This window comes from Stieleria marina (assembly GCA_007741555.1).
Taxonomy (GTDB): Bacteria; Planctomycetota; Planctomycetia; order Pirellulales; family Pirellulaceae; genus K23-9.
On sequence record CP036526.1, the window covers coordinates 2853674 to 2870466 of the forward strand.

General features: G+C 54.1%; 14 protein-coding genes. 7 read left to right on the forward strand and 7 right to left on the reverse strand.

Annotated features, from left to right (window positions below; translation table 11 throughout):
- Positions 1-20 precede the first annotated feature (20 nt).
- Positions 21-1328, reverse strand: coding sequence for a prolipoprotein diacylglyceryl transferase (locus K239x_RS09890; RefSeq protein WP_145417655.1), 1308 nt, complete (start codon positions 1326-1328; stop codon positions 21-23).
- Between the two features lie 283 nt (positions 1329-1611).
- Between K239x_RS09890 and K239x_RS09895 the strand changes: the two genes are divergently transcribed.
- Positions 1612-2367: a hypothetical protein gene (locus K239x_RS09895; RefSeq protein WP_145417656.1), complete on the forward strand. Its 756-nt coding sequence runs from the start codon at positions 1612-1614 to the stop codon at positions 2365-2367.
- A gap of 14 nt (positions 2368-2381) precedes the next feature.
- Here K239x_RS09895 and K239x_RS09900 read toward each other — a convergent pair whose 3' ends face one another.
- Positions 2382-3191, reverse strand: coding sequence for a 3-keto-disaccharide hydrolase (locus K239x_RS09900; RefSeq protein ID WP_145417657.1), 810 nt, complete (start codon positions 3189-3191; stop codon positions 2382-2384).
- Positions 3192-3945: 754 nt separating this feature from the next.
- Between K239x_RS09900 and K239x_RS09905 the strand changes: the two genes are divergently transcribed.
- From K239x_RS09905 to K239x_RS09915, 3 genes are read left to right on the forward strand one after another with little or no spacing between them, the layout of a single operon-like run.
- On the forward strand, positions 3946-4911 hold the full coding sequence (locus K239x_RS09905) for an AAA family ATPase (protein WP_145417658.1): 966 nt from the start codon (positions 3946-3948) through the stop codon (positions 4909-4911).
- The gene (locus K239x_RS09910) at positions 4908-6278 is read left to right on the forward strand and encodes a DUF58 domain-containing protein (protein WP_145417659.1); all 1371 of its coding nucleotides are present in this window, start codon (positions 4908-4910) and stop codon (positions 6276-6278) included. The genes K239x_RS09905 and K239x_RS09910 overlap by 4 nt, the downstream gene beginning before the upstream one ends.
- Complete coding sequence (locus K239x_RS09915; RefSeq protein ID WP_145417660.1) at positions 6275-8479, forward strand: transglutaminase-like domain-containing protein; 2205 nt, start codon at positions 6275-6277, stop codon at positions 8477-8479. The genes K239x_RS09910 and K239x_RS09915 overlap by 4 nt, the downstream gene beginning before the upstream one ends.
- A gap of 18 nt (positions 8480-8497) precedes the next feature.
- On the opposite strand, the gene K239x_RS09920 is transcribed toward K239x_RS09915, so the two are convergent.
- The gene (locus K239x_RS09920) at positions 8498-9007 is read right to left on the reverse strand and encodes a PilZ domain-containing protein (RefSeq protein ID WP_419189889.1); all 510 of its coding nucleotides are present in this window, start codon (positions 9005-9007) and stop codon (positions 8498-8500) included.
- A gap of 299 nt (positions 9008-9306) precedes the next feature.
- Here K239x_RS09920 and K239x_RS09925 point away from each other — a divergent pair, with 299 nt between their 5' ends.
- Positions 9307-10278, forward strand: a complete 972-nt coding sequence (locus K239x_RS09925; protein ID WP_145417662.1) for a lysophospholipid acyltransferase family protein — start codon at positions 9307-9309, stop codon at positions 10276-10278.
- A gap of 55 nt (positions 10279-10333) precedes the next feature.
- On the opposite strand, the gene K239x_RS09930 is transcribed toward K239x_RS09925, so the two are convergent.
- Positions 10334-11512, reverse strand: coding sequence for a 3-dehydroquinate synthase (locus K239x_RS09930; protein WP_145417663.1), 1179 nt, complete (start codon positions 11510-11512; stop codon positions 10334-10336).
- 17 nt (positions 11513-11529) lie between these two features.
- Positions 11530-12459, reverse strand: a complete 930-nt coding sequence (locus K239x_RS09935) for an alpha/beta hydrolase (RefSeq protein ID WP_419189890.1) — start codon at positions 12457-12459, stop codon at positions 11530-11532.
- A 331-nt stretch (positions 12460-12790) separates the two neighbouring features.
- On the opposite strand from K239x_RS09935, the gene K239x_RS09940 reads away from it, so the two are divergent.
- Both K239x_RS09940 and K239x_RS09945 read left to right on the forward strand, forming a co-directional pair.
- Positions 12791-13828 (forward strand): aldo/keto reductase, encoded by a 1038-nt coding sequence (locus tag K239x_RS09940; RefSeq protein WP_145417664.1) that lies wholly within the window; start codon positions 12791-12793, stop codon positions 13826-13828.
- Positions 13829-14158: 330 nt separating this feature from the next.
- Positions 14159-14347 carry a hypothetical protein gene (locus tag K239x_RS09945; protein WP_145417665.1) on the forward strand — a complete coding sequence of 63 codons (189 nt, stop codon included), beginning with the start codon at positions 14159-14161 and terminating at the stop codon, positions 14345-14347.
- Positions 14348-14582: 235 nt separating this feature from the next.
- Here K239x_RS09945 and K239x_RS09950 read toward each other — a convergent pair whose 3' ends face one another.
- Together K239x_RS09950 and coaD are read right to left on the reverse strand one after the other, a co-directional pair.
- Complete coding sequence (locus K239x_RS09950; protein ID WP_145417666.1) at positions 14583-15836, reverse strand: DUF1559 domain-containing protein; 1254 nt, start codon at positions 15834-15836, stop codon at positions 14583-14585.
- Positions 15837-16253: 417 nt separating this feature from the next.
- Positions 16254-16757 carry a pantetheine-phosphate adenylyltransferase gene (gene coaD, locus K239x_RS09955; RefSeq protein ID WP_145417667.1) on the reverse strand — a complete coding sequence of 168 codons (504 nt, stop codon included), beginning with the start codon at positions 16755-16757 and terminating at the stop codon, positions 16254-16256.
- Positions 16758-16793 lie beyond the last annotated feature (36 nt).

The window sequence follows — 16793 nt, forward strand, 5'->3', positions numbered from 1 at the left end:
GGCCAATTGTACAGTGTATGTCAGGCTGAAACTTCGTCGTGCGGTTCGCCGGACGCAGGGCGGTTTTCGCTGGAAACACTCGCGGGCAATTCGCGGCGAATGACCCAGATCAAACCAATGATCGCGGCGGAGCCGACAAAGACGCTGACCCATTGAGAGATCGACAATGCGGTTCCGAATTGTCCTGCCTCGTCGACTCGGACCATTTCCAACACAAATCGAAGCCCAGCGTAGCTGCCCAATCCGATCATCATGATGGCACCTTCGCGGCGTATCCAAAGCGACAGGCCGCAAAGGAGTCCGCATAGAACCAGCGAGGATCCGCTACTGATCAACTGCGCCGCTTGCACTGGCAAAGCACGGTCCGGCAATTCTGCCGGCGGCCAATAGTGTTCGTCCGTCAAATTAACGCGGGCAATCACCCCTGGCAGCACGTCTTCGCGGGGCAGGTCCGCCATGCCCTCGATGGTCGGGGCAGGCGCGAAAGTGATTTCGCTGAGTTCGTCGCCTTTGGAGATGCCTTTTTGGTCCGCCAGACTGCTGGGGTCGACGCTAGTGACCAAGTGCTTTTTCTGGTTGACTTTCATGCCCAACAATTCGCCGCTGATCAGCTGTTCGTTGTACACAGCGCTGCCGGCGGGAAAACGAACGGAGTTCCAATTCGGTTCGCACCGTCCTCCGTAGCAACAGCCGTTCATGAAGCACCCGATGCGTCCCAGGCACACGCCCAAAAACATGCACGGCACGATCGCATCGCCAAGCCGCAGTAACGGCAGTTTATTGCGAGCGATGAACAGCGACCCCGCTAGGAACCCGCCAATGAAGGATCCGTAGACGACCAAGCCGCCTTCGGTAAACGCGAACAGGTTTTTGAGATAGGCGACGGGCGAATCCCAGATGAATCGGTCGTGGTACTGGATCAGATAAAAAATGCGTGCACCGGCGATGCCGCCGACAAACACCCAGGGCGCAAGCGAATAGATGACTTCGGGATCGATGCCGCGGTTCTTGGCACGAACGGCGGCCAGTCCGACGGCAGCAACCACCGCGGTCAGCAGCATCACGCCGTAGCCGCGAATTGCCATTCCGACGGGTTCGTCCATTACGTTGGTCAGTTCGACGGCCGGCAACACAAAGGCGACGGCTGCCGCTGCAATCGCCCACATGATGCCTTCGTTGGCGACTAACTGGCCGACATTTTGACCGGTTTTTTTGGCGAACACCACGCGGGCAATCGCAGCGACGATGATCGCACCGAGGATCCAGCCAAACCCGAAGACGGGCAAGCCAGCGATTTCGTGGGGAATCAGTAATAGGGTGCGACGCATGGTCAGTTCTGAGCGAGGGAGAGCCGTTTGCCAGCGAAATGCCAGTGAAATGGCTGCGGCATGCAAGCGAATTCACATTGATCTGGACGTCAGCGACAGTCGTTTCTTACGTTCCAAACACCATTTCTACGCTTTCGGCATTGGAAAGGTCTAGGTCGCTCGCTTGTTTTGAGGCATTGCGTCAGGTATTCGCCTTGATTTAGCGACCGACATTTAGTCGACGCGTCGAAACACACACGCCGAAACTCACACAACGCCTGGTTGCCTCAAGCTTAGCTGCATCATGCACGTTCACCCTGCCACGCCGTCCCCTTTGTTGATCGCTATGTGTATCGCCTACTGCGCCGCGACTGTCGGATTGTCAGAGAGCAAAGCGGATGAACCGCAATCGCCAGCTTCGTTTGTAGTGACGACCACCAACTACGCCGTCGGAAACGAACAACCCATTGATCGGCACCGGGTCGTTTTTGACCAAAGCGTCGTCTATGACTTTGATGAACTGACGCCAGGATCGATCACCGTCTACGATCCGAATCGGAAACGAATCGTTTTGCTTAATTCGCAGAGCAAATCTCGCTGCGTCGTCAACACCGATCAGCTGACCAAGATGACGGCGGAGATGCGAGTCAGCGCCGACACGAACAAGAAAAAAGATCAATACGGCATCTCGGCGACGGTGAATAGCGACGCGGATGATCGGCTCAGTATCCAGTTCGGCAACGTCAAATACACTACATCGACTCAGCCCGCCGCCAACCAAAACGCTGCCAGCCAGTTTGCTCAGTTCGCAGATTGGGCGCTGCGATTGAACATGGCTCGAAAACAAGGCCTGCCGCCATTTGGACGCATGAGCTTGAATCGGGCGATCGCAACCAAAGGCCACATCCCATCAGAATTGATGCTGGATGTGAAAGTGGCGCAGTACAAATCGGTGCACGCGATCACGCCCAAGCTAACAAACGAAGACCGCAAACGAATTGACGAAGCCAGCGGTATGATCGCTCTGTACAGCGAAATTCCGCTGAGTGATTTCCGGTAACGCCGTCGCTCTACCTACTTTGCTTTTTCCTTGGTCGCTTTCTTTTGCTTTGCGTTGCGACGCGCGACGATGCCTGCCAGTTTTTCGGCTTCGGCTTTCAGCATTGCATCGGTAAGCGGTTGAGGTGTGACCGGCGAGCGATCGATTTCATCGTCCTCGCCCAGTTCGCGAATCCGAATATTGCGAAACCAAACCGGATCTCCATGGTCTTGAAGTTTGATGTGAGCACCGCGCGCCTCCAAGTCGCCTCCTCGTTGCTTTAGCATCTCTACATTGAAACGCCATTTCGGGTCGTTGTAGTCAAAGCCGACGACCTTTTTTCCGTTCAACCAGTGCTGGATCACACTGCCTTTGCAAACGACGCGGCCCTCATTCCATTGGCCGACAGGACGCGTAGCATCTTCGGATGGCTGCATGCAAAAGTACAACGAGGCCGCGCTGCTTCGCGGGTTCTTTCCATCGCGATGAACCCCGTTGTCCAAGATTTGGTATTCGTACTGAGTCGGCCGGTAGTACAGGCCGCTGTTGCTGCCTTGACCGACTTTCCAATCAAAACGCAACTCGAAGTCATCGGGAACCTTGGCCGCTTCGTAGACCAACGAGTCACCCTTTCCGCTGCGGGTGATCACTCCATCTTCTACACGCCAGTTTCCAGAGTGTTTCCACCCATCAAGATCCTGACCACTGAAAAGTGAAACAAACCCCTGTTTCGTTTCTTCACTGGTTAAGCCACTCGTCGAGTCGCCGGTCGAAGCGCTGGGGGGATCCGCCAGGCCGATGGTTGCAAACAGAACGGCAATCGTTGTCAGCGTGATTCTTTGCATGGATCTGATTCATGTAAGGCGATAAAATTTGCTCGCTATTGTAGGGCAAAGATGGTTCGGCAATGGCATCGCTCAGGGCCAGAGTGAAATCTTCACATATGGTCAAGCTATTTGTTTCTCAAGACGATTTGACGGCGGAGATGGGGATTCCCACCGTCGTTTGATTTGCGATTTACAAGGGGTTGTTCCAGGAATATGCCGAACAGGAACCGGCGTTTCGTCGTTTTGAAAGAGGGCGAGCACGAATGAGCGTCGCCTGATTTTACCAAACTCGTTGATCGGATCTTGAGTGGAGTTATCAGGACCCGTCGATATCCGATAGATTAGGAGGATACGAGATTTGCGACGGGCCACCTCAGTCGTCTTGCAACCCAGACGCGACGATTGCCGCAACCCGTCGACTCGCGACAAATCAAACGCACATTGCTGCCTTGTGTCAGTTCAGGAAACACTCACCAATACTTGTCTAATCGTTGGTGAGATGGAAAACCGACCCGAAGCTTCGACGGCTTGAGCGAACTTTGCTTGAGTGGAACATTGTTCAATACCCATGCCTTCCCTGCTGGCTGCATTGACGCAAATGATTTTTGCGTGCGGACCGCGGGAGTTCAGAACAGGAGTTAACAAAGTGTTCACACGCGACAACTCATCCAGCGATAACGAAAATTCGGATCGTACGCCGCCGCATGATTCGGGAGCCGATGCGTTTCGCTCTCCGCCATTATCTGGGCAACAGTCTCCTAATTCAAATGCTATGCCAGAAACACGCCCCAGCGAAAACGCAAGTCGAACGGAATTGATGAAGGGCATCGAGTTGGTGCGATCCGAATTGCAGCGAGTGATCCGCGGCAAAGCTGATGTCATCGATCAAGTATTGACGGCGGTCTTGGCAGAAGGATCGGTGCTTTTGGAGGACGTTCCTGGGGTTGGCAAAACCACGTTGGCAAAGTCGTTGGCGTCGCTGTTTGATCTCCAGTTTCAACGCGTTCAATGTACGCCCGACTTGTTGCCGGCAGACATTCTGGGCAGTTCAATTTTTCAGCCCGCGACGGGCGAATTTCAATTTCGGCCCGGTCCGATTTTTTGCGATTTGTTGATCGCCGATGAAATCAATCGGGCTTCGCCACGGACGCAGAGCGCGTTGTTGGAAGCGATGGCCGAAGCACAGGTCACCATTGACGGCACACGCTATCCCTTGACGCTGCCTTTTATCGTCATTGCGACTCAGAACCCAACTGGTTTTGAAGGGACGTTTCCGTTGCCGGAATCGCAGCTCGATCGCTTCCTTTTTCGCATGTCGATGAAATATCCCGATGTCGAAAGCGAGATCGCTTTGTTAATCGATCAGGCAAGTGCAGAGCCGTCTGATTCGCTTAAGCCTGTCATGTCACGCAATGATCTGGTGTTGTTGCAGCAGCAGGTTCGCGACATCTCGTTTGATCGCAAAGTAGCCGAATATTTGGTCAGTTTGGTGGGCGCCACACGTCGTGATTCGCGACTACGCGTTGGCTGTAGCCCGCGAGGATCCAAGATGTTGCTTCGCGCCGCACAGGCACGCGCTGTTTTGCAGAAGCGTGATTATGTGTTGCCCGATGACATCCAAGCGGTCGCCGTTGATGTGCTGTCGCACAGGGTTGCCAGTCGCAATCTTTCGGCGACGTCCGAAGAGTCGGCACAGATTGTTCGTGAATTGGTTAATCAAATGGAGGTGCCCGTTTGAATGAACTGCCCAAACGCCGTCACGGCAAACGTCCGATCAGGTTCTTGCTGCGAATTTTGATAAGTGTGCTGACCGCACCTTGGCGCATTTTTGTCGCGACCAAACACAGTTTGACGTCAGCATCGGTCACACTGATGTTGATCATGTTGATGGCGTTTAACATCATCTGGGGTTACCCGTGGACGGGAATGTTGGCCGCGTGTTTTGCGTTGCTGATGGTCGGCCTGCTTGCCAATTGGCTGACCAGAGCGAAATTGTCCGTCGGCTGCAATCTGCCTCGGAGTGTGCCGGCAGGCCAGTCGTTTCGCGTCACAGCGCACTTGACCAGCACAAATCGGCTGCCAGCCTTGGACACATTGGTAGGCTGGGCGACGCTGCCCAAAAGACCGCCTAAGAAAAGCAAGCAGACTCCGCCCGTTGTAGAAACATCCGAGCCGGAATTTTATCCTCTGCTACGCGCTGGCGAGCCGGCCGAATATGTATCGCTGGTCAAATTCGATCGTCGCGGTTTGCAGAGCTTGCCGAAACTGATGGTGCAGTCGGCGTTTCCGTTTTATCTCTTTCGATCCACGTCGTTGATCGACGTCAAAACACAAATCGCCGTTACGCCAAGGCCTTTGGCAGGACAGGACGAACTGGATGCTCGACGCGTTCTTTTTTCGATCGGCGATTGGGCAAGGCGTCTGTTGATGGGCGACGCCAGCGAATATGCAGGCAGCCGCGAATACACGACCGGAATGCCGGTGCGGCGTTGGGATTTTGCCTCCTGGGCTCGACTCGGAAAACCGATTGTGCGTGAATTCAAATCGCCCTCGGTGCGGTCCATGAACTTGATTGTTGATACATCGGATCTTTCATCGAACGAACACGTTCAGTCTGTCAGAGATCTGGATGAATCGTTTGAGTATTTGATGTCGATGTCAGTGAGCGTCCTGAACCTGCTTTCCACTTCGTCGGCCACCGTGGCCATGTTCTTGTCGGACGAGTGTGTTGATCCGGTTGATAATTCAGTGATTCGGTCGACACCCGGAAGCTTGAATTTGGTGGGTGAAATTCGCTGTGGTGATCGTAGTTCGCAGTTGATGCGTCTCGCGATGTCGCAACCGATCGATTCCAAAACCGCGGATGACAATATCCGTCAAGCGATTGAGCGGATCGGACGTGAACCGACGTTGCTGCTGACTCGCCGCAAGGAATCTGAGTTTGCGTATCTGAGCGGAAATGTTTCTGTGATGGCCGTTGGTCCTGAAAGCACCTCAGCTCAGACAAACGCGGCGTCTCCTGGCGGGAATATCACGAAACCCTCTCGCGAATCAGTGGCGCAACATTCACAAGAGCAGAACATTGATCACGAGGCGGTATCATGAAGAATCGAAGCCAATGGTTCTTGCCTGCGCTGCTGCTGATGGAATGCATTTTCCTGGGCACGACTTTTGGCACGTTTAGCGTGTCGTTCTTGTTGTTTGTGGTGCTCAGTGGTGTCGCTTTGAAGCGTGCGAACGAGATCCAAGAATCGACTGCGGACCAAGTGCAACCGTCCAAGCTGTTTTCACGCAACTTGGCTTGGGGACTTCTGTTGCTGATGGCGTCGGTGATCGTTTCGTTGTGGCGATTCCAAACTCACTATAGCGATACGTTTAATCCGGTCGCGTTTTTCGTCGATGCTTTTGCCCATGTTTGCTTCGTATTGAGTTTGCTGTTTTACGTCAAACGGCCTTTGTTTGGGCATCCGGTTTTGTTGGGGCTGGGGCTGTTGGTCGTGATGCTTTCTGCGGCATCAGGGGCCGCCTCTCAATCGCTGACTAGCCAGGTGACGGTCGCCATTCTGGCGTGCATGGCGTTTCTGTTCGCATCCCGCTACATTTTGCACGCCTGGTACCAGGACCAGCGATCGCTGCGATTGCAACGCAGTGGCAGCAGGTTTCTTCCGCGTCAATCTTCGGCGATCAACTCCTCTGCCACGTCGCAAAAAACACAGGCGACGAACGATCAATTGAAAATCGGTTGGCTTGTTTCGGCCGTGGTGCTTTCCATCTTTCTGATGGCCACTAGTTTGGTTGCCAACGTAACGAGTTCGGTGCTGCCAGAATTGCAGCGTGTTGTACACGATCAGCTGAAATCCTCCTTCGACACCGTGACGCAAGATATCAGTGCAGCGAATTCGCACTACGTACGCGGCAGCCGACTCGGTTCGCTTCGGCGTCACATGATCGTTGATCCAACGGAAATTGCGTTTCGGGCGCATTCGGATACCAACCCGGGATACTTGCGCGGGAGTGCTTTTGACGCCTATTCAGATGGTCGTTGGGATGAAGTCAGTGACCTATCGCGAGGACGCGTGAGCGATACCGAATCGTTTGATCGCAAGGTCATTGATCCGACCGGCAAAGCCACGACGAAAGGATATCGATCCAATCTGTCGAATCTGAAACGGTTTGATTTTTTTGAAAAAGACGACGCGCGAATCGCGACGGTGCAGATTGAAAACGATCCGCTCAAGGGACACGTGTTTTTCAGTCCGCTTTCGACGAGATGGGTTGAAGCGAGGGCGCGACGAATTTATTTGAGCAACCATGGTGTGATCGAACACGGCATCAACGCCCGTTTTCCTTATATCGTCGGCGTTGGTTCTCAGCCGGTTACCGAGTCCCTGGCTCCTGCTCGACGGGCCGTTCTGACCCACGTCGACGAATCGATAGCAGATACCGTTCGCGCTGTTGCCCAAGAAGTCTGCGGCGATCAATTGACCAACACTGCGTGTGCCATCGCGATCCGAAACTATTTTAACGCGGAGTACGAGTATTCTTTGCAAGGCGTGCCGGTGCCTGGTCGCGACGATCCATTAGCGTACTTTCTACGAACAAAACACCCGGCGAACTGCGAGCTGTTTGCTTCGGCGACGGTGCTCTTGCTGCGGAGCGTCGACGTGCCGGCTCGCTACGTGACCGGCTACATCGCCGATGAACGAAGTGCGGAAGAAGAATGCTGGGTCGCGAGAAACCGCGATGCCCATGCGTGGGTTGAAGCCTACGACGATGTCACCGAGACATGGTTTGCGGTCGAATCGACGCCCGGTCGGACCTATCTGACACTCACGCCCGATGGAAATCAGAGTGCCTCGCTTGCCGATTCTTTGAATCAGTTAGAAAGCGACGCGAGCGACGGAACGTCAATTGTTGGCCGATTCATTGGTTGGTTGCTGTCCAACCGTGCGACGGATCCGCTGACGCTGTTGATTCAGGTCGGACAATGGCCCGTCTTGATGCTGGGGATCTTTTTGCTGTGGCGACGATTGCGACATGGCGGCGACGATCGCTTTAGTCCCGATGACGTCAAAAGCCACCGTATGCTGGCCAGTGTGGATCGGAAGCTTCGCAAGTTTTCGCTCGCACGATCGCCGAGCGAAACGCTTCATCAATTTGCCAGTCGTTTGGAACGACAGGCGATACAGAAAGACGACAGCAGCGATCACGCGGGCGATCTATTGCCAGCCTATGCGGATTGGTACCGTAAGTTCGCCGAAGCCCGATATCAAGGCCAGCTTCCGGAAGCTTTTTCGCCGAACTGATCAACGGCAGTAAGAAAGTTAGTTGCCGCGAGAAACCCACTCGCGTTGGAGCTTCATGACGATGCGTGCAATGTCCGCTGGCGGATCAACTTGTCCTAAGCTGGTCGCATCCAGGAATGCGATTCCGTAGCCGTCGTTGGAAATCCGTTTGATAAGACCGACATGAGAATGCTGGGCTCCCTCAAATTGCAGGACGACTTCGACTTCATCCTCCAGCTCCGCGTCCACTTGGTTGGCGGGCGACACAGCCAGAAAGATCCCGGTCATGCTGATGCTGGTTGGACGGCCTTGGATCTGTGTTTCACCGCTCCGGACTCTGACTTCCAGTTGGCTCGATTCGAACAGCGGGACTCGAAAGGCTTCGCGCCGATTGAATTCGGATTGCGTTTGTGCGGTCAGGAATCGCACCAATTCTAGAACTTGTTCTGCTGTAAAAACGAAGGAAAGGCTTTCGTCCTCGACGTGTCGCATCGTCAGCAAGCCTTTGTTGGACACTAATATCGCATCGCCGATCGTAGTTTCTTGCATGTCAAAATTGGCTGTTGTTGGACAGTGGACGAACGCATCGGCATCACGCGCCATTTTCGTCCAAACGCCTCTTTGACTTGAGGCAAAACGGAGGGCAACTGCAAATCGTTTGAAATTCGTTTGGTTTCACGCTGGCGTCATCGTAGCAATCGGAAAAACGAGACAATTGCAAGCGAAATCGACAATTACCTCATTTAGACGGCGGTTCGGTCGAGCCGATAGGTAAAGAGGGTTTCGACGGCGCAAATCAGTGTCATCGTTTCATTTTGCCGGCCAATTTCTAAATGTGACAGCCGTTCATGAGCGTCTCACCGTCGACTAGCGAACAAGTGACGCCGCGCCTGTCACGTCGCTTGATTGCATCGACGCTTTGTGTTGCGATTCGGCTGTTGAGCTTCACGTTCTTACGTGTCAATCATTTCTATGGTGCGTGTGTCGGGCGCGTATTGTCCGTTGTAGCCAGTGACATGAAACACGTGGCAGAGACCAATCTGCGGATTGCGTTTCCAAATCAGACCGAAGGTCAGCGTCGAACTTTGCTCCGCGATTACCTTGCCGAAATGGGCAAGACGATGACTGAGTTGGGGCCGCTTTGGAGTTGGAACCGACGCCGGATATCGAATCTGATCACGGAAATCCGCGGGAAAGAGCACGTCACCGAGGCACTCAGTCATGGGAAAGGTGTCATCGTGTTGGTGCCACATTTCGGTGCTTGGGAACTGAGCGGCTTGCACCTTTCGCTCGAGTACCAAGTCGTCAGCCTCTACCGTCCTCCTCGTCTAAGCGGTTTGGCAGCGTTCGTTAAAAATGCTCGAGAGCGATTCGGTGCTGTGCTAGTTCCGACCAATGTCTCGGGCGTTCGCGCTCTGCGCAAATCGCTCAAGCTGAATCAGATGACTGGTATTTTGCCAGATCAAGATCCTGGCGACGAAGGCAGCGTTCGTGCTCCGTTCTTTGGCTATTCGGCGCGTACGATGGTGCTGGTTTCGCGTTTGGCGGCCAAGTCACAGTCTAAAGTGGTTTACTTGGCGGCAGAACGTTTGCCGCGTGGTGCAGGCTATCGACTGCACTATCTACCGGCGCATCCGGACATAGCATCGACGGATGAATTGGTCGCCGCGTCGGCATTGAATCAGGGCGTGGAGGATGTTATCAAGATCGCGCCGCCGCAATATCTTTGGGGATACAAACGATTTCGCGGCCGCATCGCTGGGAAAATCGATCCCTACAAACAGGCCAAGCAAGCCGCATCGAAACGCCGAGCTGCGTAAGACGTGCGTTACGATCGCTCACTGAGTTGAGCGATGATTTACCGCGACGACTGCATCAAACGTCGACAAGTTTCGACTGAAGGTCGGCGGCAACGCCCTGAAGTTGCTTGATGGCGTCTTTCATTGCCAGCGTGTCAATCTCGTGGACATTGATCGCTTCGCCGACACCACTAAGCATCGTGATCGTCAGTCGACCCCCGAGGTGCTGCCGGAACTCTTCCAGTCCCTGCATCAATCGATCGACGGGATTTAGTTCGTCGTGCCAGAGCCGCATTCCCATGCGAGTCAAACATTCACAGACTTTGATGGCGTCTGATTTGGGAAGCCCATGCTTCATCGATGAATACAGGCAGTCGATCGCGACTCCGATCGCGACCGCTTCACCATGGCGAATGCCATAGTTTGTCAGCGGTTCCAGTTTGTGGGCCGACCAATGACCAAAATCCAAAGGTCTGGCCTCCAGCATTTCAAACGGATCGCCGCCCTCGGTGATGTGCAGCAGATGCAACATGCAAGACCGATGAATCGCTCGGGCCGCAATTTGCATGTCGCGTTGCCGAATGGCGTCGGCGTGCTCGCAGAGCCAGTCAAATTCGCCTCGATCTTTTAGCAGCGATACTTTGACCGATTCGCTGAATCCACTTTGGAAATCACGGTCCGATAGCGTGGTCAGCAAACCGGCATCGTTGATGACTGCCCAGGGAACCGCGAATGTACCCACCCAGTTTTTTTTGCCGAAATAGTTGATCGCGTTTTTGACGCCAACTCCCGAGTCACCCTGGGCCAATGTCGTGGTGGGTAAACGAACCAGTCGGACGCCGCGATGAGCAACTGCGGCTGCGTAGCCGACTGCGTCAAGCATGGCACCGCCACCGATGGCGATGATGTAGCTGCGACGATCCAAGTCAAAATGGTTGATCGCGCCGAGTACCTGTTTGACGACTTCGGTCGAATTCTTGACCGCTTCTCCGCCGTCGACCAACAGGGGCAACGATACGAGATTGACGGACGCGTCAGCTAGCAGGTTTTGGTGAATTTGTTCAACGCGATCACTTGACTGCGCGACAGGCATTTCGGCGACGACCAGCACTTTGGCCGGTCCGCTTCCGCCAGGCTGCAAGACGTCAAGCAACTGCGCAAAGTCAGCGCCAGCGACATCCTTGGTCACTCTTAAACGATGCACCAGTGGCACCGAAAAGTTGATGTCGATCGATTTACTTTTGCCGTCGGCCATAGTTCAAAAAGAAAGGGTTACGGAGTTTCGTTTTTCCAACCACGCCACAGCCAGCGCAACGAGTCTGGGAAGATGGCGCCGCCATGTTTGCCATTGTGGGCTTCGGTCCCAAACACAAATTTGTAGTCGTAGTCTTTAAACGCCAGCGACTTGGCCAGTTGCTGATTCGCTAGCGGCCAGTTGCCATGTTCGTTGTCTAAATCGTTTTCACCATCCTGCAAAAACACTCTCAGCGATTTCTTGTCGGTCTTGCGAATCATGGCAGCGTAGTTGTGACCGCCGCGAATATTCGTGAAGCTGCCGATGTGGCTTAGTACTTTGTGAAAGCTGTCGGGCCGAAACCAAGCGACGCTGAACGCACAGATGCCACCCGAGCTGTTGCCGCAGATCGCACGCAGTTCGGGGTTTTCCGAAATTTTGAAGTCCTTGGTGATCTCGGGCAAAATTTCGTTCAGCAAGAACTCAGCGTAATCGCCCGAAACACTGTCGTACTCAAAACTTCGGTTCGCAGGTCGTGGACGCCAGCCCCGTTTTTCGGGGAGTTCGCCTTTGTGGCCTGGATCGATCATGACGGCAATTGTGATAGGCATGTCCCCTTTGGCGATCAAGTTGTCAAAAACCGTCGGCAAACGAAAGTCGCCCGTCAGGCCTTCAAACGCATGACCGTCCTGAAACACCATCAACGCAGCTGGCTCGGAACCGTCGTACTGCGCCGGCACATAAACACTGTAGCGCCGTTTGGTCCCGGGAAAAATTTTGCTTTCCAAATCGACGTGTTGAGTGACTTTTCCCTTGGGGACGCCGTCCTGCACTTGCGAATCAGGCCCGTGTCGGTATTCCTGGGCCGCTTTCTCTTTCCGCGGGGGGGGATCCTGAGCGGAGCCAGTGTTGCAAAGAACTAGCATGGCCAATGTCAACGAAAACAACGGCGCAAAATACTGGGGCATGGGCGGGAATGTCGACAGGAGGAGGGAAGCGAGGTGGGGGAACTGTATCTTAGCAGAACATGGTCCATTGTGAGCAGGAGCCCCCCATTCCAATTCGCCGCGGCGGCCGCCGCGCTCATCAATGAGTTCGTCCTTGGCAAGTGAATTCCGGGCTCACTACCGACTTGCACCATCGAAAGTGGTGTTGGATTGAGGGGGCAGAACCTGGGCTTTGCGATGCAGCTGATCCATTTGGTCAGGGGAAAGACGTCGGCGATCCAGCCGCTATGATATCGCTTCAATAACCCAAGTTTAGGTCGATGAACGAGTTCTCCGAGCAGGAAATTACGACATGCAACAAAGACGTTTAGGCAGCAGTGGTTTGGTCGTCAGCGACATCTGCATGGGAACGATGACCTTCGGCCAGCAATGTGACGAACCGCTCAGTCATCAGATCTGTGATCTTGCTTGGGAATCCGGAATCGATTTTTTCGACGCGGCGGAAGTGTATCCCGTTCCTCCATCGGCGGAGAAGTTCGGTTTGACAGAAGAGATCTTTGGCCGTTGGTTGAAAACGAAGCCGCGCGAAGCCGTTGTTGTCGCGACCAAGGTGACCGGCCCCGGGCACGGATGGTTTACACCGCCAGTTCGGCACGGAAAAACGGCGCTCGATCGACGTCAGATTGTCAAAGCGTGCGAGGATTCTTTGCGACGGTTGGGCACGGATTACATCGATCTCTACCAGACGCATTGGCCCGATCACGGCATGCCCTACGAAGAAGTGCTGGGAGTGCTGACAGAACTAAGAGACGAAGGCAAAGTTCGAGTCATCGGAGCCAGCAACGAAACCAGTTGGGGAATGATGAAAGCGTGTTGGGCGGCTGACGTCTGCGGAGTGGATCGATACGAAACGGTGCAAAACAATTTCAGTCTGATCAATCGTCGTTGTGAAAGTGAATTGGCACAGGTTTGTCGCCAGGAGGGAATCAGCCTGCTGCCTTACTCGCCGCTCGGGGGCGGTGTCCTGACGGGTAAGTACCAAGACGAACTACCCGATGGCGCGCGCTTCACCGCTTACCTGAAGACTGGAGAGGATCGTCAAAAGCGAATGGCGCAACGATTCGTCAACGAACGCAGCTTGGAGACAACGCGTCGATTGACTGAGATCGCCAAATCGATTGGCACGACGGTGACGGCCTTGTCGGTTGCTTGGAGTCGGCAGCATGATTTTGTTGCGTCGACGATCATCGGTGCGACGACGTTGGAACAACTCGGTCAGTCGCTTGCCGCAAAGGACCTGGTACTTGATGACCAAACCATGGCCAGAATCGATAGCGTCGATGTCGACATACCGACGCCCATGACAGAAGACGGATTGCGAAGGCTGTAAGTGAGGGTGCCTATAAACGAGGGTGCCTGTCGAGCAGGACGCATGTAGTCCGGGGTGCTGCTTGGGACCTGGTGTCCGATTGGGCAGTGTGATTCGGTTCGGCAGTGCTGTGCGGTTAGATCGAGATAGGCGACTAGACAACGTGATTGGGTTGCATCGGACCCTAGCCGAAAAAGCCACCGTGATTTATCGGAATGTCGATTCGACCGCGTTGTTACCGTTTGACCATGTCTAATGCTGCTGTTTACAATTTATGGGTGGTTTGCTCCTCGTCACTTTTCTAAGACGACCGCGAACTGAAATTACACCATTTGTCAAAGAGAGATTTCGATGAAAAAACTGGCCCTATTGTGTGCGTTCGCTTGTTGTTTTTCGGTGTGCGCTATCAGCGGCTGTGGCGGAGGTGGCACTGAAGTCATTGCTGTCCCAGAAGATGCAGGTGAAGAGCAGACTGCAATGGAAGGCATGAGCGACGAAGAGTACAACAAAGCGATGGAAGAATCGATGAAGCAGCAGTAGTTGAGTTTTGTGTCGCTTGCACGATCGGATTTCACCGTTCGTCGATCGGCTTTGCAAATCTGCAATGTGCGACTGGCGTACGGTTGGATCGATCCAACGAAGTCGCGCGACACGCTGCGGAATACCTGCCAACTTTTGCGGCACGGATTTCAACGCGTTCTCTCAATTATCAGCGTACAAAAAAACCTCGCACATCAAAGATGTGCGAGGTTTTTTTTTGCATTGACCGAGCTTACTACTGGTTAAGTTGCTCTTCGATCGTTTCGCCGTTGGCCTTGGTTCCTAAAGCACCCCACAAACCGTACGGGCTGCGTGAACCTGGGTTTCGTGCAGCACCGCCGTTGAGCCGGATGGCACCAGCGCGACGATCTCCAGCTTCCACCGAATCAGTCATGAAGATAACGGCTCCGTCACCCATCAGAACGTGTGCACCACCTTGGTGGCGGCTTGCAACTGCCATGGTTCCCGGAGAGTCGATCCAGACACCCACGCACAATTCGCTGTTGGGTGGCAGGATGGTGAAGACTTGCGTGGTCATGCCACGGAAGTTCGCCCAGTTGGCGCCACGAGCTTCGTGATTGTTTGAACTGAGTACCGTGGGGTTCGTGCAACCTGTTCCGCCATTGCACCAGAACTGAGGACGCTCGGGGTCAATCTGACCCGCATCAGCACAAAGGGACGGGTTGTTGTTGACGCTTTGTCCGCCGCGTCGTTCCCAAGATGCAGTTGAACGAATGTCCCGGTCACCCAGGTCAGTGATCATTTCGCCCATGGCGATGGTGTTGGAAAGCCCGTCCAGGACGTCCCGGAACTTGGCTTCTTTACGAGTCGCAAAGAATCCGCGTGCGACTGAGTTGAACGCTCGTGCGTTCCAGTTGGTAGCAGGACTAAGATTTCCACCCATTGCACGATTGTGGAAGATTCCCGGTGAATCACCCATTGCCAACCCGTAGTTGGTTCGGCCCAGAGCGGGCAGTCCCAGCCCAGGATCACTTGGGCAACGGAAGGTTGGAACCTCGGTCGACCACGGAATGTAGCCTGGGTTTCGCGAGTAGTTTCGCGGGTTGGGGCCCATCGCAGGCCAAGCACCTGGGATCCCGGTCGTCGCCGGGGGAGCAGCTCCTGTCACGGTGCGTGTGTTGGGATTAGAGATTGAGCTCCAAAGCCCCTGCTGTTCGATAAACGAAGTCATTCCTACCAATGCACTCAAGCAGCGGTGGTCGGCGTCGTTTCCTGTTTGCCACCAGCGATTGTTCTGCAATCCAATCCCGGTGCCACCACCGTGGTCAGGGATTTGTTTGAACGCGGAGTGGTAGTTGTGAATGGCCAAACCGATGTTTTTGAAGTTGTTACTACAACTCATTCGGCGTGCGGCTTCACGTGCGGCTTGGACTGCTGGAAGTAACAATCCAACCAAAATGCCAATGATCGCAATCACGACCAGCAGCTCGACAAGCGTAAAGCCTGCCCTAAGGGAACGGGATTTCATCTTCATCGGATCCTCATAAAATGACGAGAGAGGGTAGAATCGCCGCATAGAAGCGGCGTAAAGACAACAAATGTGCCGAACGCAGAATACCCGTTTGAAGGGGGGGGCACAAATGGAATTTCGGGCTCCGAATCGACCGTAGCCCATCGAATGAGAGCAGTGGAGCACCCAAAACGGTGTCGCAGCGTGGAGATTGCTGCCGCAGTATTTTCGGTCAGATCGCGATTGAAGCCGTTTTTCGCGAAACTTTTTCGGATTCCGTTAAGCGAAATCTATTTCGCAGAAGAGCGGTGAGAGTCGACCGGAGACACGTTTCACTGCTGCGAAAAAAAGTTCTAGATTGAGAACTTTTTTTCGCGATCGTGCTGTTCCGAGCGAAGATTAGCCGCTCGGGAGTAAATTGGCCCTGAGCATGAACTAACGACGAGCGCGCAATTGTTCTCTTAGGGGCGCGATGATTTCGCGAGGAACAAACTTGGCGAGCTGTTCGTCATCATCGCTGAGCGAAGCGATCTGTTTTAGCAGCGAACTACTGACATGCGCGAAACGTTCGTCAGCCATCAGAAAAACGGTTTCCACCCCCGGATCTAACTGATGGTTGGCCATCATCATGGTGAATTCTCCGGCGATGTCGGTCAGCGGGCGAATGCCACGTACCATGATGCTGGCGTCCAGAGATCGTACGAAATCAACCGCCAATCCGGAGAACACTCGCACGCGAACGTTGCCGATTTCCTGAGTGACCCGCTGGACCAAGTCGACTCGTTGCTCGGGATCAAACAAAGCCCGCTTGTCGGCGTTGAATCCGATGCCGATGACCAAATCATCAAACAGCGTGGAGGCGCGTTCGATCACATGCAAATGCCCCAACGTCACGGGGTCAAATGATCCTGTGTAGACCGCGGTGCGAGGTCGAGTCATCAAAATGCGTTTGGTTCGGTTGGAAACTGATAAAGA

Bases quoted from the DNA above. Each gene is read 5' to 3' on its own strand.
- K239x_RS09905 (WP_145417658.1), top strand. From the start codon at position 3,946: ATGCCAGAAACACGCCCCAGCGAAAACGCAAGTCGAACGGAATTGATG.
- K239x_RS09900 (WP_145417657.1), bottom strand. From the start codon at position 3,191: ATGCAAAGAATCACGCTGACAACGATTGCCGTTCTGTTTGCAACCATC.
- K239x_RS09945 (WP_145417665.1), top strand. From the start codon at position 14,159: ATGAAAAAACTGGCCCTATTGTGTGCGTTCGCTTGTTGTTTTTCGGTG.
- K239x_RS09915 (WP_145417660.1), top strand. From the start codon at position 6,275: ATGAAGAATCGAAGCCAATGGTTCTTGCCTGCGCTGCTGCTGATGGAA.
- coaD (WP_145417667.1), bottom strand. From the start codon at position 16,757: ATGACTCGACCTCGCACCGCGGTCTACACAGGATCATTTGACCCCGTG.
- K239x_RS09935 (WP_419189890.1), bottom strand. From the start codon at position 12,459: ATGCCCCAGTATTTTGCGCCGTTGTTTTCGTTGACATTGGCCATGCTA.
- K239x_RS09950 (WP_145417666.1), bottom strand. From the start codon at position 15,836: ATGAAATCCCGTTCCCTTAGGGCAGGCTTTACGCTTGTCGAGCTGCTG.
- K239x_RS09895 (WP_145417656.1), top strand. From the start codon at position 1,612: ATGCACGTTCACCCTGCCACGCCGTCCCCTTTGTTGATCGCTATGTGT.
- K239x_RS09925 (WP_145417662.1), top strand. From the start codon at position 9,307: ATGAGCGTCTCACCGTCGACTAGCGAACAAGTGACGCCGCGCCTGTCA.
- K239x_RS09940 (WP_145417664.1), top strand. From the start codon at position 12,791: ATGCAACAAAGACGTTTAGGCAGCAGTGGTTTGGTCGTCAGCGACATC.
- K239x_RS09890 (WP_145417655.1), bottom strand. From the start codon at position 1,328: ATGCGTCGCACCCTATTACTGATTCCCCACGAAATCGCTGGCTTGCCC.
- K239x_RS09930 (WP_145417663.1), bottom strand. From the start codon at position 11,512: ATGGCCGACGGCAAAAGTAAATCGATCGACATCAACTTTTCGGTGCCA.
- K239x_RS09920 (WP_419189889.1), bottom strand. From the start codon at position 9,007: ATGCAAGAAACTACGATCGGCGATGCGATATTAGTGTCCAACAAAGGC.